Genomic DNA, 19,252 nt, shown 5'->3' with positions numbered 1-19,252 from the left:
CCGATGTTCAGCAACAGCGGCGGTGAGCAGTGTTTTCCGCTACCGTTTGAAACGGTATCCAACAGCGCCGCCCCGCTATTCGATTCGCTCGACCGGAGTCCGGCAGGAGGAGCACGTCTCTTTGTCGATAGCGACGAAGACGGAGTCACAGGACGGACACTCGTAGAGATTCGATTCGGGTTCGCCGGTCGCATCTGCACCGTCGTCGCCGGCAGAGCTAGCCTGAATGCGTTTATTACTCACCGTGCCTGCCTGTAGTCCGTTATCCGACTGCTCCTTCCCACCCGAGAGTACATCTGATACGGATTTTTTGATTTTATCTAACATCGCGTGTTGCTGCCGAATAGTAGTCAGTTGGATTACTTTAACAGCTATGGTTTTCAAACCACGGACAGTTTCGGGTAGCCTGCTTCATCGGTGACCGGTCATAGGTCCTCAAGCGGCCGCGGCGACGCCTGCTTGTACTCGATGACATCGAACCCGTCGTACGACTCTCGGGACAGTTCTGTCCACTCTGAACCCATATCCGGGAAATACCGGTCGCCCTCGTTGCGTTCGTGGATGCGGCTGAGGAAAACCCGGCTGGCGAACGGGAGAAACAGGTCGTACACCGCCTCGCCGCCGATGACGTACGTGATAGGCGGCGAGTCACCTGCGCCAGCGCTGTCGCCGGCGAACGCTTCGGTCGTACCGGCGCGGGCGGCTGCTTCGACGGCTATCTGGGGCGTCGTGGCGTACTCGACTGTCTCCGCATTGGCACTCCGGCTGTCGTCGCTCGTCAGGACGACGGTGTAGCAGTCCGGGATGGGCTTCATCGAATCGAACGTCCGCCGGCCGAGGATGATAGGGTGGCCGGCGATACGGGCCTTGTACTGGCGCACGTCCTCGGGATAGTGCCAGGGGACGCCGCCATCCAGACCGATAACGTTGTTCTCGTCGGCGGCGACCACAAGGACCAGTTCTGTGTCGGGTATTGTCGTCATTTGTATCCCAGTGCCTCCAGTCGCTCGTCGAGGTCCCCGGCAAACTGCGTGTCGGACGCATCCTCGAACTCGGTGTAGCCGTCGAGCGGCGTTGCAATATCCACGTCCGCGTACCGGTCGCTGTCGAAGTGGTTCCGGACGATGGCGGCATCGATATCGGTATCCTCGGCTGTGCCGCCACAGCCTTTGATGATGGATTCGTGGGCACTGTCGCCCCACGCCGCCCGTTTTCGCACTTCGTCGCCGGGCCGGTCGTGATAGACCAGCCTGGCGTGTTTTGCGAACGGGGTGGCGTCCCCACAGACCCGTTCGGCCTCCTCGCGCATCGCCGGACCGATAGGGGACTGGGACGCGACGACGGTCCCGTTCGGCGAGGCGAACGCCGGGCCGTCGGCGTTGCCGTCGCCGAGCGCCATCGCGCGGACGGCGTCGGGGAATCGGCTGAGCGTCGCCAGGTCGGTGACGCGGTGTCCCTCACGCTGGCCGGGGGCACGGACGATGAGCGGGACGTGGTACATTGTGTCGTGGGTTCCGATGCGATGGCTGACCGCCGGCGGCTCCGCAGGAATCGCCGTCGGCTCGCCGAACCCCTCGCCGTGGTCGCCGGCGAAGACGACCAGCGTGTCGTCGAGGACACCCTGCTCCTCTAGTCCACGGATCAGACTCTCGAAGATGGCGTCTGCCTGCCGGACTGCGCCGTCGTATATCTGTTCGAGAATGCCGGCAAAGCCAAGCGAGAGGGTCCCCGAGAGGAACTCCCAGTGCCACTTGAATCCCATCGACTCCTGCATGTCGCGGGAGCGCTCGTCGCTCCACTCGTCGTACTCGGCGAGCGGTTCGTACGGGCGGTGGGTGTCCATCAGATTGATACAGGCGGCCCAGTCGCCCTCCCGCTCAGAGATCCACTCTAGCGTCCGATCGGCGTACCAGAAGCCGTTGGGCCAGTCGCCCAGCGAGCCGTTGGTCTCGTACGCCGAATCGTACTCTTCGGGCGAGCCGACAGCCGTCTGGAACACCTCGTCGAGGCCCGACTCGTGGTCGGTCAGGAACGGATTATCGGAGAACAATCCCGTGTCATAGCCCGCATCGGCCAGTTCCTCGAAGATCGTGTGGCCGGCGTCGAGTCTAGCGGTGTGGTCGACGCCGTGTTCGTGGGTTTCGTGGCCCGTGAACAGACTGACGTGGCTGGGGACGGTCCAGTTGCTCGGGCTGCGAGCCTGCGTGTACACCGTTGCTTCCTCGGCGAAGGCGTCGAGGAAGGGCGTCGTCTCACGGCGATAGCCCAGCACGGAGGTGCTCCGAGCGCGGAGACTGTCAGCGACGACGAGCAACACGTTGTGACGCGACATCTGAGCCACAGTTAGCGTCGAGCGATAAAAGGCCCGCGGCACAACTGCGTGGGTATCACTCTTCGTCCGGGTCGACGACCCGCTTGCCGGTTTCCTGCGGGACGACCACCCTGTCGGGGTTCTCCCAGTCGCGGTCCAGCTCCCGGCCTTCGAACAGGCGGTCGAGGAAGACAGCTAGCGAGGCGACCTCGGAGTGTGGCTGATTGGTGACGCCGACGTTCCAGTCGGCGTGTTCGTACACCTCGAAGGGGACTTTCTCCGCGCCGACGACGACCAGCAGCGGCTCCTCGGCGTGGGCCGCGCGAACGTCGCCTTCCACGTCCTGGACCGGCTCGCCGTACATCGTCAGATGGACGACGCGCCCCTCGAAGTCGCGGATGAGTCGCTTTGGCTCCTCCGTCGAAGCCACGTCGAAGGGGCCGCCGAACCGGTCGGTGATGTCAATGACGGTGTCGGCCTGGTTGCGGGCAGCGTTGGCCAGCACGACCTTGTCTGCCCCGAGCGCGCGTGCGGTGAGTCCGACGTGGGTCGTCATCCGCTCGTCCCGACCGGGGCGGTGGCCCAGCCGAAGTACCGTCACTTGCGGGGAGTCCTTCATCCGTCGCTCCGTGCCGCTTCGATAGCGTCCCGGACCGGTTCGTAAGCAATCTCGCTCCACTCGACCTGCTCGTCGTTGACGAACACGGCTGGTGTTCCCTGGACGCCGCGGTCGATACCGGCCTCGCGGTCACCGGAGACCGTCGGGCGGTACAGCTCCCCCGTCGCAGCCGCTCGAACGGTCTCGCCGTCGACGTCCAGTCCCTCCGTCAGGTCGGCGTAGGTGTCCGGCCCCAGCTGGTTCTGGTTTGCGAACAGACGCTTGGAGTAGGTGAAGAAGGCCTCGTCGCCGACGTTGTCCTGTACGGCACGCGCGGCGCTTGCGGCCTGCCACGATACTTCCTCGTCGACCGGTATCGGGAAGTCATGGAACTCGTACCGGACGGCTCCAGCAGTGAGGTAGTCGTCTTGAACTTTAGGGAAGACGGACTCCGAGTAGGTCGCGCAGTGCGGACAGGCGTAATCCTCGTACACAGCGACCGTAACGTCAGCTTCGGGGTCGCCTGCAACCGGCGTCGAGAGCGGTTGGCCCGGCGCGGGGGTCGGCGTCTCCGTTCCGGCCGACTCGGAACCGCCACCGACACACCCGGCCAGCGCGCCGAGAGCGACAGTCGTCGCCGAGAGGAAGCCGCGGCGAGTGAATCGAGTCATAGCCGACTCTCACAGGGGAAGCTATAAAACGACGTTGTCATCCGGTACGGGGCTACCGACTCCACTGGAATCGGCCGCGACCGCAACGTTTTACCTCGCATACGTAACATCGCAACTATGGACGTATCAGAGAAGCGAATAGTCGTCACCGGCGGGGCAGGCTTTATCGGGTCGCATCTGGTGGAGCGCCTCGTTCCGGACAACGACGTAGTGGTCGTCGACAACGAAGCGAACGGACAATCCGAGTGGGTCCACGGGGACGCAACCTATCTAGACGGTGACCTTACCGACCCCGATGTCGTCGCTGAGGCTATCACGAGCGACGTCGACCTCGTTGTCCACCTCGCGGCGTCGAAACTGGTGGATACGGACACCCCCCGCCGGCAGTTCGAGGACAACAGCGACATCACGTACAACATCCTCGAACGAATGCAGGACGCTGGCGTCGGGAATCTGGTGTTTACGTCGTCCTCCACGGTATACGGCGAGGCGCCGCGACCGACACCGGAAGATTACGCGCCGCTTGAGCCGATCAGCGTCTACGGCGCGGCGAAACTCGCCGAGGAGTCACTCGTCTCGACGTACGCCCACAGCCACGACATCCAGTCGTGGGTGTTCCGGTTCGCCAATATCGTCGGGCCACGCCTGCGGGGGGCGGTCATTCCCGACTTCATCGAGAAACTCTCCGAGGACCCGTCGACGCTGACGATTCTCGGTGACGGCCGCCAGGAGAAATCTTACATGCACATCTCTGAGTGTCTCGACGCGATGCTGTTTGCCGTCGAACACGCTGACAGGGACCACAACGTGTTCAATCTCGGCACGCGGACGACTACCTCGGTCGACCGCATCGCCAGCATCGTCGCCGACGAGATGGATATCGACCCCGAGTACGAGTACACCGGCGGCGACCGCGGCTGGACCGGCGACGTGCCGCGGATGCGCCTCTCCATCGATAAGCTCTCCGCGCTCGGCTGGGAACCCGAACAGTCGAGCGACGACGCGGTGCGGCAGTCGACCCGCGAACTGCTCGAAGAACTCTGAGCGCGGCTCAGGCCGGATACGTACCGTTCAGTTGTGCCTTTTCGACGACGTGGCCGCTAGCCGCGTCGTATACGTCATCTTTGTCTGCCGCCGGAGAGAGGTCGAGCGTCGTATCTAGCGCGTACAGGAGGAACCGATAGGTATGTTCCCGGTCGGGCGGACTCGGACCGCCCCAGCCAACCTCGCCGAAGTCGTTCTGTCCCTCTGTTGCCTCGGCAGGCTCCCATCCTTCCGGAATCCGGCCGATATCTGGCGGGATGTTCCAGACGAGCCAGTGGTCCCACACCTTCCCGGCCGGCTCCTCCGCGTCCGGGTCGTCGACAATGAGGAGGAGCGACGAGGCGTTCGACGGGACAGTCTCGACCTCCAGCGGGGGATTCGTGTTCGCTGCCGAGTAGCCGTGTTCCTCGGGAATGCGCTCGCCGTCGTCGAACGCCGGACTTCGGAGCTGTAGATTTGCCATGTCTGAAGATATGACAGACAACCACAAAAACATCGTCCCGGCAGCCATTTGCGGCTCCGCGCCGAACCGCCGGACGTGCAGGTCGTGGGCTATCGCGCGCGGGTCGACGAACACGCCGCGCTCCTGTTGGCCGAGGACGGGAGCGTGATTACTGAGCGGCTGGACCCGGACACCGAACTCTCATACACACTCGGCGAGCGACACTGCGCCGGCGCGGTCGACGGCGACCGACATTTTCACTGTGACAACGACCCCGCGCCATACTGCCCGGAACACACCGACATCTGGCCGTGTGCTCGCTGTACCGGGGACTGCAACAAACCGCTCGACACTTGCGACGAGGAACACGCGGTGTATCTGGCGGCGTTCGCGCCCGATGTTATCAAGGTCGGCGTCACCCGCTCCTGGCGGCTGGAAACCCGGCTCCGCGAGCAGGGAGCAGACAAGGCCGCCCACCTCCAGACCGTCGCCGACGGCCGTATCGCCCGACAGGTCGAAGCCGACATCGCCGCCGAACTGGGGGACCGGGTCAGAGTGCCCACCAAAATATCGGGCTTCGACCAGTCCGTCGACACCGACTGGTGGGCGTCGCTGTGTGAGCGCTACGACCCGCTGGCGACCTACGACTTCGAGTACGGTCTGACTCTGTCGGACCGACCGATGGACGAAATCCTGGCGACGGGGACCGTCCGAGGGACGAAAGGACGAGTCGCCGTGCTTGCGAACAACGGCAGCGTCTACGCCGTGGACCTCCGCCAGCTCGTTGGCTACGAACTCTCAGACGGCGGGACCGACCGGGACCTTCAGTCGAGCCTCGGCGCGTTCGGGTAACGGTGGAGACTGACGTCGCTGTGTTCCGAATCTGACAGTGCAGAAGACATTTAAAGGCGGCTGTTGGCCATTCGTCTGTGCGACGTGAAACCCTCCTGACCGGTGGCATGGTCGTGGTCGTCCTGGCCATGCTCATCGGTGCAACAGCGGTCCCCGGCGCGCTCTCCGAACCCGAGGACAACGTTCGCGAGAGCTACCTCGACCTCCGCGAGACGACCATCGAACCGGCGTCGGTCGACGGCCAGACTGTGACGCTCTCTCTAGACGCCCGACTCTCACATCGCGGCGGGCCGGCCGAGAACGTCACTGTCGAGACGCGGGCCATAGATGCGGACACCGGCCTCGTTGCGACGACCACGCGGCAGTCAGTCGGCACAATCGAAGGGGAACGAGAAGTATCGGTGCGGTCAAACATTACAGTCGAGCGGGCGGGCGGCTATCGGATCGACACAATCGTCTACGAGGACGGTAACCGCGTCGAGACCGGTCAGCGGTCGGTCCAGAACGTCGACGCACTCACTCCGGCGTACGCTCGCAGTACCGTGACCTTCCAGCGGTTCGAGAACGCCGGCGTCCCGCTGGACTCCATCACCTATCGGATTGACAGCGTCTCGAACAACCAGACGACGCTGAACGTCTCGGTGTACGTCACGAACGCCGGCAACAATCCGTCTGATGACCTCTCGCTGCGCCTCCGGGCGCGGCAGGCTGACTCGAACGTCATCGCAGACGAGTCGACCGTGCGGGTCGGTCAGATTCGGCCCGGCCGAACGGAGATCATCAGAACGCAACTGACGGTGCCTGACGACTACAACTACTGGCTTGACGGGATGCTGCTCTCGGACGGCGTCATCGTCGGGACGGAAAGTTCTCCGGCGAACCTCCATCCGACGGAGCGGCTGCAGGAGAACGAAACCAGACAACAGATCGGCTTCCAGTCCAGCGATTTCGAGCAGGACCGCCCCGAAGACCGGGAGATGGAAGAGCCACAGCAGACTGCGGCCGGAGAAGGTCCCGGCTTCACGGCGGTGCTCGGACTGATTGCAGTCCTCGCAAGCGGCCTCCTCATCGCACGGAGACAGACCAATGAGTGACACCTCCACCACCGACGCAGTGGCACAGGACACCGGCGACGCTGTTGACGAACCGGACGACGACACCGGACCGGCAATAGCAATCTACGCACAGTGGGCAGTATTCGCTATCCTCACGCTCGTGGCGCTCATCGCGACGCTCCAGTTCTACTTCTCCGCGTCGTCGGCGATTGATACGTTCGTCACCGACAGGTATCGACCGCTGTTCAGGGCGGGGTTCAACCTCGTCGTCATCCTCGCCTGTGGGCTGGGGCTCTCGGTGCTAGTCCGACGGCTCGCCTGAGACGGGCTGTCGCTGGCTATATCAGGCACTCTCGACCGTCTTTTCAGCAGCCCAAGGTTTCGGAACCCCGTCAGAGAAACGTCGAACGGTATGCGCACGACCCGACGACCTCCTGGCCGGACGCCAGCGTGACTCGGTTCATCTCCAACTTCGCGAACCAGTCACCTGAATACGGTGAGATTCTCCGGACCAGCGTCCTTCGCTAACCGCCTGTACCGCAGCCTGCCTTCGGACGGCAACCCTTTTCAGCGGCCCAACCAAAGCCGGGCGTATGGCAGACGATGAACCTGAGAACGCTGACGAATCGGCGGATGCGACCGAGGACGGCGGCGAGGAGAAGTCCTTCCGCGAGCGGGTCGAAGAGATCCGACAGCAGCGCGCCGAGGAGCGCGAAGAAGGCGAGGGCGACGGCGAAGAGATGAGCCGCGAAGAGCGCATGGAAGAGATGATGGGCGGTGGCGGCGGCCCCGGCGGCATGGGCGGCGGCAACCCGTTCGCGCAGATGATGGGCGGCATGATGGGCGGCGGCCCCGGCGGCCCCGGTCCGGGCGGTCCCGGCGGCATGGGCGGCGGCCCGCCAGGGCAGCACGAGGAATCGGGCGGCAGCGACAACGAGGAGCTCACGCGCGAGATGCGAAAGCTCCGGGACGAAGTCCACGACATGCGACGGTCGCTTGACCGTATCGCCGACGCGCTCGAAGACTAACGGAACGCAGTTTGCGACGGTTTTGCGAACGGTATCGAGCAGTTGCGGGGCGGCGAGGCCCTTCGAACGGGTGCCAACGACACCCCAGACGGACGCTTCCCCAGTCGCTACGAATCACAAAACGAGACGCCGGTAATCTCGAAGCGTGCGCCACCATCGGCACTGTCTCGAACGCTGAGCTCCCAGCCGTGTGCCGAGGCGACCTGCCGGGCGATACTGAGCCCGAACCCAGTTCCCTCCGAGCTCGTCGAGTAGCCGGCTTCGAACACTGTCTCTCGCTCGTCTTCGGAGATACCGGGGCCGTCGTCGGCGACGTAGAACCCGTCGTCCAATGCCCCGACCCGCACGGTCACATCCGTTCCGGCGTGTTCGACCGCATTCCGAACGAGATTTTCGAACAACTGCTTCAGACGGCTCTCGTTTGCCAGCACGGTCCGGTCGATATCGGTGATGAGTGTCGCATCGGCCGTTTCGACAGTCTTCCAGCAGTTTTCGGCGAGCGATGCGAGCGCGACCGGTTCGCGGTCGGTGACGGTATCACCGTCCTGTGCCAGCGTGAGCAGATCAGTTAGCAGCGTGTCCATCCGCTCGTGTGCTCGCTCGACAGCGGCCAGATGCTCACTCTCACACTGCTCGCGTGCGAGTTGCAGTCGGCCTTGGGCGACGTTCAGCGGATTCCGTAGGTCGTGTGAGACGACGCTGGTGAACGATTCGAGCCGGTCGTTGTGCTGTTCGAGAGCCCGTTCGCGGTCACGTAACTGTTCGGTCCCTTCGACCTGCTTGAGCGCGCTGGTGACGTGTCCGGCGAGAATCTCCCCGAGGACGACGTCCCGCTGGTCGAACGCCGCGGCCGTCTCCGAGCCGGCCAGCAGGATGCCATGCTCGCCAAGCGGAAGATACAGTTCGCTTTTGATCGGCGTGTCCGGGTTGTAGATGTCCGGGTCAGCATGGACGTCGTCGACGGCGAGAGCATCGCCGGACTCGTAGACGCGCCATGCAATGCTATCCCCGGGCGTAAAGGTCGGCAACTCGTCTATCAGCTCATATATCGCGTCGGATGCGGCGACCGGTTCGAGAGTCCGTGCGTCCTCGTCGTAGAGGTGAATCGTGTTCGCTTCGAGCCCCAGGACAGTGCGCGCCGTTTCGACGCCGATCTCGGCCACCGTTTCGCGGGTGTCAGCCCGGAGTAGGTCTTGGACCGACTCACTGAGTGCTCTGAGGCGGTGTTCGTGTTCTTTCCGCTCGGTGATATCCTGTTGGAACCCGACGTAATTGACGACCGCTCCGTCATCGTCACGCACGGGTGCGATAGTCACCTGATTCCAGAACAGGGTCCCGTCTTTCCGGTAGTTCCGGAGTTCGACCGACACAGACTCGTCCGCTTCAATGGCCGCACGCATTGCGTCGACCGGCTCGGACTCTGTCGCCTCGCCCTGCAGGAACCGGCAGTTTCGGCCGAGTACCTCCGACTCTGTGTAGCCGGTCAGTTCCAGAAACCGGCGGTTGGTGTAGATTATCGGAGTCCCTTCTTGTTCGAGACCGGTGATCACGATACCGATGGGTGCCTCGTCCATCGCACGTTTGATTCGGGACAGCTCCTGCTCGTCGCCCTGTCTTTCAGAGAGGTCCCGGACTGTACAGACCAGCTCGCCGTGGTCGGTCATCGCGAGCACGTGGTCCTCGGTGAATGTGCTCCCGTCAGCACGGAGTCCCATCGTCGTCCCGGTCCAGTAGCCGTTTTCTTCGACAGTCGGAAGGATGTCCTCGTAGATGCGCGGGATGTCCTCATCCCGGTACAGCAGTTCCCAGTGCTCCCCCCGCATCTCCTCGGGCTCGTAGCCGTAGAGGTCCGCGTACGCTTCGTTGACAAAGATGAACCGCCCGTCCTCGTCAAGGATGCTGATCCCCTCCTTTGCGCTCTCGATGGCGTCAAGCTGGCGGTTGCGCTCTCGCCTGACTCGCTGGGACTCCACAGCGTTCGTGATTCTGTTTGCCAGCACCGTGTACTGGTCCATGCCGCTCTCTTTCTGCAAATAATCGGTGACACCAGCCGAGATAGCGTCGCTTGCGATTTCCTCCGACCCTTTGCCAGTGTAGAGAATGAACGGAAGCGACCTGTACTCCTCGCGAACGGCTTCGAGGAACTGGATGCCGTTCCGCTCGGGCATATCGTAGTCAGAGACGACACAGTCGATGTCGGTGTCGGCCAGAGTTTCCAGCCCCGCCGTGGCACTCGTCGCAGTCTGGACGTCTATCCGGTCGTCCTCGCGTTCGAGAAACGTTGCCGTCATGTCGGCAAACCCCGGCTCATCGTCGACGTGAAGAATACGGATAGGGTCAGCAATATGCGTCATAGGTTTGGGTAGTTGTCACACAGTATAGGTCGCTGACTTAAAAGACCGTCTCTGGAATCGGACGCTGACACATCCACACTATTACCGGTCGACGTGTGTTGTCATTGGCTCGTGTCAGAATCCCTCTTCTACATGTCTGTGAGGGTGGCGCGCGTCGCTACCCCTGGCCGACCATCTCGTCCTCGTCTTCCCACTCCTGCTCGCGGAGTTCGTACTTCTGGACCTTCCCGGTCGCCGTCGTGGGCAGTTCCTCGACGAACTCCACCCGGCGAACGACTTTGTAGGTCGCCAGTTGTTCGCGGGTGAACGTCCGGAGGTCCTCGGCTGTCACACCGGGGTTGTCGGGGTCACCGGAGTTCGGGACCACGAAGGCCTTCGGCGTCTCGCCCCACTCGTCGCTCGGCGCAGGGATGACCGCGACGTCGCTGACGGCGTCGTGTTCGTAAAGCGTGTCCTCCAGTTCGATGCTGGAGATGTTCTCGCCGCCGGAGATGATGATGTCCTTCTTGCGGTCGCGGATGGCGATCATGCCGTCTTCGTCGACCGTCGCCAGGTCGCCCATGTGGTAGTAGCCCTCGACGCGGTCCGAGAAGGCCTCCTCGGTCTGTTCGGGCTTGTTCCAGTAGCGGTCCATCACCTGATTGCCGCGGACGACGACTTCCCCCAGCGTCTCATCGTCGTGGGGCACGTCGTTGCCGTCCTCGTCGACGACCCGGACGTCTGTCCCGAGATAGCCGATGCCCTGCCGCTTCTTGACGCTGAAGCGGGCGTCGCTGCCGTCGTCGAAGAAGCGGCGAGCGTCGGAGGTCGTGACAAGCGGGCCGGTCTCGGTCGCGCCGTAGACGTGTTTCAGATACCAGCCGAAGTCGTCCTCGACGGTCCGGATGACTGCTTCCGGCGGCGCGCTGCCGGCCGTCGCGATGCGCACGTCGTTGGCACCGGTCGTCTCGATCTCCCCGTCGTGGTCCTCGTAGCGGTCCGCAAGGATGTTCAGCACCGTCGGCGCGCCACAGAGATAGGAGATGTCCTCGGTCCTGACGGCGTCGAAGATGCCCTCGGCGTCGACGCCGCGGGTACAGACGTGTCTCGCGCCCATGCCGGTAACCGAGAAGATGTGGCCCCAGCCGTTGACGTGGAACATCGGGAGCGTCCAGAGGTACACGTCGTCGTCCGAGATCTCCTGGTGGAGCGCGACGATGTAAGCGTGGAGCGTTTCGGTACGATGGGTCCGGCAGACGCCCTTCGGGTCGCCGGTCGTCCCCGAGGTGTAGTTGATGGTGATGAGGTCGTCCTCGTCCATCTCGGGGCGGTCGTAGTCGGTCCCCGCCTCCTCGATGATGTCGTCGAAGGACTCCCAGTCACCGTCGACGGCGTCGGTGTCGTTGGTGACGAAAATTTCGGTGGGCACCTCGTCGCGGATCGGCTCGATTTTATCCGCGTATTCGTAGTCCGCGTAGACGGCGTCGACCTCCGCATCCGAGAGAATATATTCGAAATCGTCCGGCACGAGCCGGTAGTTCAGTGGTGTGTGGACTGCGCCCAGTTGCATGGTCCCGTAGGCCGCTTCGAGCTGGTAGTGCGTGTTCGGGTCCAGCACGGCCACCCGGTCCCCCTTCTCGATGCCGCGGGCAGCCATCGCCGCAGAGAACCCGTCGGCTCGCTCGCCGAATTCGTCGTATGTGAAGCGCTCGCCGGTCGTGGCGACGATGGCCTCTTTATCCCCGTAGTATTCCCGCGCCCGGTCGAGAAAATCCGTGGTAAGCAGTGGCTTATGCATCTCAGGCTATCGTATGGTTAATCATGATAAAGTGGTTGTGATACTCCCCTGATCTTGCTGTCTCAGAACGGGTCATATTTTGGGTGTCCGCCGAACCACAGTCGCTTTGGGGATAGCGTCCCCAGTTTTCGCCAATGAGTACAGCGACGGCGGACGTTTCGAAGCGGCAGGCGTGGGTGATGGCCGCGCGGCCACAAACACTGCCTGCCGGGGCCGCGCCGGTCATCGTCGGGATGGGCTTGGCAGTCCACGCCGGCGTCTTCGCTCTATTGCCGGCAGTCGCAGCGCTGGTGGGTGCGCTGCTCATCCAGATTGGAACGAACTTCGCGAACGACTACTACGACGCGGTGAAGGGGGCCGACACCGACGAACGCGAGGGGTTCACCCGAGTGACCGCTGGCGGCCTCATCGACGCCGACGAAGTCAAACGAGCGATGATCGCGACCTACGGGCTCGCCGTCGTCATCGGTATTTATCTCGTTGCCGTCGGCGGCCTTCCCATCGTCGTCGTCGGCCTCTCGGGTATCGCCGCCGGGATTCTCTACACCGGCGGTCCGTTCCCTTACGGCTACCGCGGTCTGGGCGACCTGTTCGTGTTCGTTTACTTTGGCGTCATCGCGGTCACCGGCACATATTACGTGCAGGCTGTTGCGAGCGCAAGCGGCGTCGGCACGTTCCCGATGACACTCCCGCCGGGGTCAGTCACTGCCGCCGCTATCACGGCGAGCCTCCCGGCGGCCGGCCTGTCGACCGCGATTCTCGTCGTCAACAACATCCGCGACCGCGAGACGGACCGCGCCGCGGGCAAGAAGACCTTGGCCGTCTACATGGGCTACAGATGGAGCCGCGTCGAATTTCTCCTGCTGGTCGGGATGGCCTACGCCGTCCCGGTCGTGTTCGCCCTTGACGGCCAGTACGGGCTGCCGGCACTGGCTCCGCTGTTGACCCTGCCACTGGCGGCGACGATTTCGAAAACAGTCCTCACGCAGACCGGCGGCGACGCGCTGAACCCGACGCTTGAACGGGTCGGCCAGACGCTGTTCGCCCACTCCGTTCTGTTCGCGCTGGGACTCGCCATCCCACAGTTACTATGAAGGTCGACTCGTTCTCGCTCCCGCTGTCGAGTCCGCTTGCCACCGCCCGCGAGACTATCAGCCAGCGTTCAGGGTTCGTCGTCCGCTACGACCACCGCGGCGAAACGGGTGTCGGCGAAGCCACGCCGCTTCCGGGCTGGACTGAGTCCGCCGACGACTGTCAGCGCGCGCTCGACGACGCGACCACAGTCGCGGCCGACGGCGGGCACACAGACATTCTCCTCTCGCTTGACGCCGCATCGGTTCCCGCCGCCCGCCACGGCTTCGCGACCGCGCTGCTGGACGCCGACGCCAGGGCCGATGGCGTGCCGCTATACCGGTGGTTCGACTCCGACAGGCACTGTAATCGCGTCCCGGTAAACGCGACAGTCGGCGACGGGTCCCCGACCGAAACCGCCGACGCCGTCGAGCGGGCGGTCGAGGCTGGCTACGACTGCTGTAAGGTCAAGGTCGGGAAGCGAACCGTTGACGAAGATGTCGCGCGCGTTCGGACCGTCCGTGAGCGCGTGGGCGACGACGTGACCCTGCGGGCCGACGCCAACGGCGCGTGGTCCCGCGAGAAGGCCGCAGACGCCATCGACCGGCTCGCCCCGCTGGACGTGGCCTACGTCGAACAGCCGCTCCCGGCCGACGACCTCACCGGCCACGCCAAGCTTCGGGGCAATGGCGTCGGCGTCGCACTTGATGAGTCGCTCGTCGACCGTCGGGTCGACAGCGTGCTCGACGCCGACGCAGCCGACGTGTTGATACTGAAACCGATGGTGCTGGGCGGCCCGGGCAACGCCCACACGCTGGCGATGCGCGCCCGCGAGCAGGGCGTCGAGCCGGTCGTCACGACGACTATCGACGCGGTCGTCGCCCGCCTCGCGGCGCTACACGTCGCCGCCGCGATTCCTGACGTTTCGGCCTGCGGTCTGGCGACCGGCGACAGACTGGCCGTCGACCTCGCGCCGGACCCGACGACGGTGACCGACGGCGCGATGTCGGTCCCCCAGTCGACCGGCCTCGGCATCAATCCAGCAGAGGTGGAAACCGATGCGTGACCCAATCGACTGGCCGACGAAAGACCTCGTGACCCACCGGGCGAGCGCCACGCCAAACCGGACGGCGATGGTTGCGGCGGACGCAGGCAACGAGGCGACATACCGCGAACTCGACGCCGCCGTCGACGCGGTGGCCGCCGACCTCGACCGGCGACTCGACGCAGACCCAACCGTCGCGACACTCCTGCCGACCCGACCCGAAACCGGGACGCTCCTGTTCGCAACGATGCGACTGGGCGCGACGCTCGCGCCGCTGAACGTCGAACTCGACGCGGCGACGCTCCGGGCACAGTGTGCGACCGTCGAGGCGGACCTGCTGGTCTGTGAGCCGTCGACGCGCGACCTCGCCGCGGAAGCGGCGACGTGCCCGGTCGTCTCGGTGGCAGACCTCCCGGTCCAGCCGGACGGAGCGAGTGCCGACCGGGAGTCCGACGTGACGCCGGCGGCCCTCTCCCGGACGGACACCCAGCTCGTCGTCTTCACCTCGGGGACCACGAGCGAACCCAAGGGCGTCCGGCTGACGGTCGGCAACCTCGTCGCCAGCGCCGTCGCGTCCTCCTACCGGCTGGGCGTCCTGCCGACGGACCGCTGGCTGGTCTGCCTGCCGACCTACCACATGGGCGGGCTGGCCCCGTTCGTCCGGAGCGCGCTGTACGGCACGGCGGTCGTCGTCCAGCGGTCGTTCGACGCCGACGCGACCCAGCGGGTCATCGCGGAGCACGGGGCGACGGGCGTCTCGCTGGTGCCGACGATGCTCTCGCGATTGCTCGATGCGGGCTGGGAACCGCCGTCCGCGCTCCGGTTCGTCCTGCTCGGCGGCGGGCCGGCGAGCGAGGCGCTCGTCGACCGCTGTCGGGAGCGGGGCGTCCCGGTCTGTCCCACCTACGGGATGACCGAGACGGCGTCCCAGATAGCGACGGCCCGGCCGGAGACGGCCTTCGACTATGCCGGCACCGTCGGCCAGCCGCTCGCGTTCACCGACGTGACGGTCGTTTCGGACGGGGAGCCCTGCGATCCCGGTGAACGCGGCGAGATAGTCGTCGACGGTCCCACAGTGACGCCGGGCTATCTAAGCGGCGACGGCGCGGCGTTCGGCGAGTTCGGCTTCCGGACAGGCGACCTGGGCTACCGCGACGGCGACGGCCGCCTCTGGGTCGAGGGCCGCGTCGACGACCGTATCGTCACCGGCGGCGAGAACGTCGACGCGGGCACGGTCGCCGCGGCGGTTCGGGACCACCGCGCCGTCGAGGACGCGGCCGTGGTGGGTCTGCCGGACGAGGAGTGGGGCCAGCGGGTCGCCGCGCTGGTCGTCGGGGACGTGACGCCCGCGGCCGTCCGCGAGCACTGCGCCGGGCGGCTCGCGGCCTACGAGGTCCCGAAGACGGTCCGGGTCGTCGACGGGCTCCCGCGGACGCCCTCGGGCACCGTCGACCGCGAGGCCGTCCGGTCGCGGCTCAGGACTGCCAGCGAATCGGACGAATCGGCATAGCGGACTGGGGGCCACAGCCAAGCGGTTTTCTACGTCGATAGCGTATAGAAGCCCGTGTGTACAATCGTCCTCGCGTGGCAGGTCTTCGACGGCACGCCCGTCGCGGTCGCAGCGAACCGCGACGAGCGACTCGACAGGCCGTCACAGCCGCCGCGACAGCGCCACTGGGGGAGTCGCGTCGTCGCGCCCGCCGACGAAGAAGCTGACGGCACGTGGATAGGTTACAACGAGCACGGCCTGCTAGCGGCGGTGACGAACCGCTGGATCGACACCGATCTTGCCGGCCACCGCTCACGCGGCCTGCTCGTCCGGGACGCGCTGAGCCACGAAACGGCCGAATCAGCCGCCCGCGCTGTCGAACAGGCGACCAGAGAGGCCGAATACTCGGGATTCAATCTTCTGCTGGCAGACGAGAACGCCGCCGTGCTGCTGGAATGGGACGGGCAGCTCGCGGTCCGGAACTTCCAGCCCGGGGTTCACGTCGTCGTCAACGTCGGCGCGGACGGCGACTACCGGATTCCATCGCGTCGGCCCGACGCCGGCGAGGAGCAGGCGAACAACGCGGCGCGGCTACACGAGGCCATGCGACCGGAACCGGGCGAGTCCGCCGGCGAATGGATTGACCGGGCAGGCGAAACCATCAGCGACCACGAGTACGGCGTCTGCGTCCACGGCGACGGATTCGGGACGCGGTCGTCGTCGCTCATCACACTGGGTGCCGACCACGAGTATCAGCACGCGGCCGGGCCGCCATGTCGGACGCCGTACCGCCCGGTCGAAGGTCAGATTTAAGCGGCCGACTCACGGTATGAGTAATACATGAGTTCAGCAGCGTCGGAGGCGGACCTTTCTGATGGTGAGCGGGCCGGGCTTGAACTGATTCGGGAGTCCGGTGGCATCCACCAGAGCGACTTCTGGAAGGAACTCGACGTCTCCTCGCGAAAGGGGAGTCGCATCGTCGAGTCCCTGTTCGAGAAGGACCTCATTCAGCGTGAGGAGACGGTGTACGATGGCCACAACACGTACTACCTGACGCCTGCGGCCCGCGATCTGGATTTCTCGCTCCTGATGGCCGGTGACCAGCTCTCGCCGTTTATCGGCGATGAAGAAGTCGACCCCCACGACGATACTTTCTCGCAGTGGGTCATGACGCTGGCCTACGAGGACTGAGCGCGCAGTTCCTTCCGTTCCGTCGGCTCAGTAGTGCCAGGGCACGTCGTCGAAGTCCGGGTCCCGGCCCTCGTTGAAGGCGTCACGACCCTCCTGTGCTTCGTCGGTCATATAGGCCAGCCGGGTCGCCTCGCCGGCGAACACCTGCTGGCCGACCATCCCGTCCGAGTCGAGGTTGAAGGCGTACTTCAGCATCCGCATCGCCGTCGGCGACTTCTCGTTCATCCGCTCGGCCCACTCGATAGCGGTGTCTTCGAGGTCTTCGTGTGGCACGACTTCGTTGACCATCCCCATCTCGGCGGCTTCCTCGCCGCTGTAGGTCTTGCCGAGGAAGAACACCTCGCGGGCCTTCTTCTGGCCCACCTGTCGGGCGAGGTACGCCGAGCCGAAGCCACCGTCGAAACTGCCCACGTCGGGGTCCGTCTGGAGGAACTTCGCGTGCTCCTCGCTGGCGAGCGTGAGGTCACAGACGACGTGCAGGGAGTGGCCACCGCCGACGGCCCACCCCGGGACGACGGCGACCACGGGCTTTGGAATGTGACGGATCTGGCGCTGGACTTCGAGGATGTGGAGGCGGCCGACGTTCTCGGGGGCGTCCGGGTCGCCGACGTCTCGCGGGTCGCCGGACTCCCCGCTCGACCGCTCCGAGTCGCTCCGCGACTCGCTATCTTCGTCCGCCTGATACTCGTACCCGCTCTCGCCCCGGATGGACTGGTCCCCGCCGGAACAGAAGGCCCAGCCCCCGTCCTTCTCAGAGGGGCCGTTCCCGGTCAGGAGGACACAGCCAACGTCGGTCTGGCGCTTGGCGTGGTCCAGCGCCGTCGCGAGTTCGTCGACCGTCTCCGGGCGGAAGGCGTTGCGCTTCTCGGGCCGGTCGAAGGCGATGCGGACTGCGCCCGTCTCCGTCGAGCGGTGGTAGGTGATATCGGTGAAGTCGAACCGGTCGACGGCGGTCCAGCGGGCCGGGTCGAATAGCTCAGAGACCATACCGTGGCTCGGGACGGCCCTCGCAAAAAGATTCCTCGTATCCACGCGGGAGCAAACGCTTTGGTTCCGCGGGCGTGAACGGGCTAGCGATGCCCTCCAACCCGAACAGCAAGGCGGTGATAGGGATACTCGCAGGCCTCTCCGTGGCTATCGTCCTGTACAGCCTGCTTATCGTCCAGCAGATTCTCCTCGGCCTGCTAGTGGCCGTTGTCCCCTGGGTTCTGTATCTAATCGTGCGGTTCGTGTTCACGCTCGAACGCATCGCGGCGGCGCTCGAACGCCTCGCGAGGGACCGCGAGTCGTCCGGCCGTGGCGCGGAGACTGACGGAGGCGTCGAGGAGGAGTGACCGACCAGAGCCGCGGACGGGTGGTTCGGCCGCCATGAGCGAGACGTTCTACGAGATACTGGGCGTCCCGACTGACGCGTCGACGGCGGCCATCGAAACGGCCTATCGGGAACGACTGAAAGAGACACACCCCGACGTGAGCGACGCTGCTGACGCCGGCGAGGCGACACAGCGGCTCATCGAAGCCCGGGACGTGCTCACCGACGAGGACGAGCGGGCGCGATACGACCGGCTGGGTCACGACGCCTACGTTGCGGGCGAGAGCAATATAGCAGACGCCCACAGCAGTGACGTGGCCGAAGCGGCACGGCGGGCGGGCTATGGCGGATCTCCGTCAGGTAGCGACCGGACCGAGGCAAGCGCTGGTCAGGGCACGTCCCGGACAAGCGCCCGGGAGCGAGAACAACGAGAACGGGCTGCAAGGGAGCGCGTCGCCGAAGACAGAGCCGACCGCTCGACGACCGACACCGATGCGTCGTCGAGCGACGAACAGTCGACCGATCCGACCAGCGGAACGGCGGCCGCGTCGAACGCAGGTTCCACCCGTCGCTCCGGGGCCGCTGCGACTAGCGATTTCAGCGACAATGCCGGCGGCGAGGCCACATGGAGTTCGTCGGCCACGTACTCCGTTCGCCAGACCGACACGCCGTCCCGCGGGTCGCTTCTGGAGATGCCGACCGGCCGGGGGCTGACGCTGTTTGCCATCACGTTCGCCCTCTATCCGGTGATGCTGTTCAGCGCACTGTTGCCGGCGTTCCCCCTGTGGGTCAACCTGACAATCGGGGCCTGTACCCTCTTCATGGTCGGCTACCTCCAGTCCGAGCCCACGATTGCGATTATGGTATTTGGGAGCTGGAGCCTGACGACGGCGGTGTTGCTGGTGGTCTTGAACATCAGCGCGCTCTCGCTCATTGGGGCGCTCGCGCTGTCGGGGACGTGGCTCCCGTTCGGACTCTCGCTGTTGACAGCGTCGGTGTTGCGGCTCTGAAA

At 65.0% G+C, this 19,252-nt stretch carries 21 protein-coding genes; 12 read left to right on the top strand and 9 right to left on the bottom strand.

The genetic code is table 11. The features are described 5' to 3' along the window. Positions 1–75 precede the first annotated feature (75 nt). From DVK00_RS15280 to DVK00_RS15260, 5 genes are all read right to left on the bottom strand, one after another. Positions 76–243: a hypothetical protein gene (locus DVK00_RS15280; RefSeq protein WP_233560818.1), complete on the bottom strand. Its 168-nt coding sequence runs from the start codon at positions 241–243 to the stop codon at positions 76–78. A gap of 182 nt (positions 244–425) precedes the next feature. Further along, the gene (locus DVK00_RS15275) at positions 426–983 is read right to left on the bottom strand and encodes a dihydrofolate reductase (protein WP_101350045.1); all 558 of its coding nucleotides are present in this window, start codon (positions 981–983) and stop codon (positions 426–428) included. After that, entirely contained in the window at positions 980–2,332 is a 1,353-nt protein-coding gene (locus tag DVK00_RS15270) for a sulfatase (RefSeq protein ID WP_101350044.1), read from the bottom strand. Before DVK00_RS15270 ends, DVK00_RS15275 begins: the two co-directional genes overlap by 4 nt. 55 nt (positions 2,333–2,387) lie before the next feature. Continuing rightward, entirely contained in the window at positions 2,388–2,930 is a 543-nt protein-coding gene (locus tag DVK00_RS15265) for a tRNA (cytidine(56)-2'-O)-methyltransferase (RefSeq protein ID WP_101350043.1), read from the bottom strand. Then, a complete protein-coding gene (locus DVK00_RS15260) occupies positions 2,927–3,580 on the bottom strand; it encodes a thioredoxin domain-containing protein (RefSeq protein WP_101350042.1) in 654 nt (217 codons plus the stop codon). The genes DVK00_RS15265 and DVK00_RS15260 overlap by 4 nt, the downstream gene beginning before the upstream one ends. A 117-nt stretch (positions 3,581–3,697) precedes the next feature. On the opposite strand from DVK00_RS15260, the gene DVK00_RS15255 reads away from it, so the two are divergent. After that, a complete protein-coding gene (locus tag DVK00_RS15255) occupies positions 3,698–4,624 on the top strand; it encodes an NAD-dependent epimerase/dehydratase family protein (protein ID WP_101350041.1) in 927 nt (308 codons plus the stop codon). Between the two features lie 7 nt (positions 4,625–4,631). Here DVK00_RS15255 and DVK00_RS15250 read toward each other — a convergent pair whose 3' ends face one another. After that, positions 4,632–5,087 carry a YbhB/YbcL family Raf kinase inhibitor-like protein gene (locus tag DVK00_RS15250; protein ID WP_101350040.1) on the bottom strand — a complete coding sequence of 152 codons (456 nt, stop codon included), beginning with the start codon at positions 5,085–5,087 and terminating at the stop codon, positions 4,632–4,634. Positions 5,088–5,135: 48 nt separating this feature from the next. Here DVK00_RS15250 and DVK00_RS15245 point away from each other — a divergent pair, with 48 nt between their 5' ends. The 4 genes from DVK00_RS15245 to DVK00_RS15230 all read left to right on the top strand — a co-directional run bounded on the left by DVK00_RS15245 (position 5,136) and on the right by DVK00_RS15230 (position 8,001). Further along, positions 5,136–5,918 carry a DUF2797 domain-containing protein gene (locus tag DVK00_RS15245; protein ID WP_121577962.1) on the top strand — a complete coding sequence of 261 codons (783 nt, stop codon included), beginning with the start codon at positions 5,136–5,138 and terminating at the stop codon, positions 5,916–5,918. Between the two features lie 77 nt (positions 5,919–5,995). Beyond that, entirely contained in the window at positions 5,996–7,012 is a 1,017-nt protein-coding gene (locus tag DVK00_RS15240; protein WP_101350038.1) for a PGF-CTERM sorting domain-containing protein, read from the top strand. Next, on the top strand, positions 7,005–7,295 hold the full coding sequence (locus tag DVK00_RS15235) for a hypothetical protein (RefSeq protein ID WP_101350037.1): 291 nt from the start codon (positions 7,005–7,007) through the stop codon (positions 7,293–7,295). The genes DVK00_RS15240 and DVK00_RS15235 overlap by 8 nt, the downstream gene beginning before the upstream one ends. Positions 7,296–7,566: 271 nt before the next feature. After that, complete coding sequence (locus DVK00_RS15230) at positions 7,567–8,001, top strand: hypothetical protein (protein ID WP_101350036.1); 435 nt, start codon at positions 7,567–7,569, stop codon at positions 7,999–8,001. 107 nt (positions 8,002–8,108) lie between these two features. Here the strand turns inward: DVK00_RS15230 and DVK00_RS15225 are convergent, their stop codons facing one another. Further along, positions 8,109–10,355: a PAS domain S-box protein gene (locus DVK00_RS15225; RefSeq protein ID WP_121577961.1), complete on the bottom strand. Its 2,247-nt coding sequence runs from the start codon at positions 10,353–10,355 to the stop codon at positions 8,109–8,111. 157 nt (positions 10,356–10,512) lie between these two features. Next, on the bottom strand, positions 10,513–12,132 hold the full coding sequence (locus DVK00_RS15220) for a long-chain-fatty-acid--CoA ligase (protein WP_121577960.1): 1,620 nt from the start codon (positions 12,130–12,132) through the stop codon (positions 10,513–10,515). A gap of 134 nt (positions 12,133–12,266) precedes the next feature. On the opposite strand from DVK00_RS15220, the gene DVK00_RS15215 reads away from it, so the two are divergent. The 5 genes from DVK00_RS15215 to DVK00_RS15195 are packed head-to-tail and all read left to right on the top strand — an operon-like array spanning position 12,267 to position 16,928. After that, on the top strand, positions 12,267–13,226 hold the full coding sequence (locus DVK00_RS15215; protein ID WP_121512323.1) for a 1,4-dihydroxy-2-naphthoate polyprenyltransferase: 960 nt from the start codon (positions 12,267–12,269) through the stop codon (positions 13,224–13,226). Further along, positions 13,223–14,269, top strand: coding sequence for a mandelate racemase/muconate lactonizing enzyme family protein (locus DVK00_RS15210; RefSeq protein ID WP_121577959.1), 1,047 nt, complete (start codon positions 13,223–13,225; stop codon positions 14,267–14,269). The genes DVK00_RS15215 and DVK00_RS15210 overlap by 4 nt, the downstream gene beginning before the upstream one ends. Next, entirely contained in the window at positions 14,262–15,758 is a 1,497-nt protein-coding gene (locus DVK00_RS15205) for a class I adenylate-forming enzyme family protein (protein WP_121577958.1), read from the top strand. Before DVK00_RS15210 ends, DVK00_RS15205 begins: the two co-directional genes overlap by 8 nt. 54 nt (positions 15,759–15,812) lie before the next feature. Further along, positions 15,813–16,550 carry an NRDE family protein gene (locus DVK00_RS15200; RefSeq protein WP_121577957.1) on the top strand — a complete coding sequence of 246 codons (738 nt, stop codon included), beginning with the start codon at positions 15,813–15,815 and terminating at the stop codon, positions 16,548–16,550. Positions 16,551–16,577: 27 nt separating this feature from the next. After that, positions 16,578–16,928 carry a MarR family winged helix-turn-helix transcriptional regulator gene (locus DVK00_RS15195; protein ID WP_101350029.1) on the top strand — a complete coding sequence of 117 codons (351 nt, stop codon included), beginning with the start codon at positions 16,578–16,580 and terminating at the stop codon, positions 16,926–16,928. Positions 16,929–16,955: 27 nt separating this feature from the next. Here the strand turns inward: DVK00_RS15195 and DVK00_RS15190 are convergent, their stop codons facing one another. Continuing rightward, entirely contained in the window at positions 16,956–17,915 is a 960-nt protein-coding gene (locus DVK00_RS15190; protein WP_101350028.1) for a 1,4-dihydroxy-2-naphthoyl-CoA synthase, read from the bottom strand. 89 nt (positions 17,916–18,004) lie between these two features. Here DVK00_RS15190 and DVK00_RS15185 point away from each other — a divergent pair, with 89 nt between their 5' ends. Both DVK00_RS15185 and DVK00_RS15180 read left to right on the top strand, forming a co-directional pair. Then, positions 18,005–18,262: a hypothetical protein gene (locus tag DVK00_RS15185; protein ID WP_101350027.1), complete on the top strand. Its 258-nt coding sequence runs from the start codon at positions 18,005–18,007 to the stop codon at positions 18,260–18,262. Between the two features lie 34 nt (positions 18,263–18,296). Next, positions 18,297–19,250 (top strand): J domain-containing protein, encoded by a 954-nt coding sequence (locus DVK00_RS15180; RefSeq protein ID WP_101350026.1) that lies wholly within the window; start codon positions 18,297–18,299, stop codon positions 19,248–19,250. The last annotated feature ends 2 nt before the right edge of the window (positions 19,251–19,252 follow it).

Origin of the sequence: Haloarcula sp. Atlit-47R, from assembly GCF_003665985.1 — an archaeon.
Lineage (GTDB): Archaea > Halobacteriota > Halobacteria > Halobacteriales > Haloarculaceae > Haloarcula > Haloarcula taiwanensis.
This window is presented reverse-complemented; position numbering and strand designations above follow the sequence as displayed.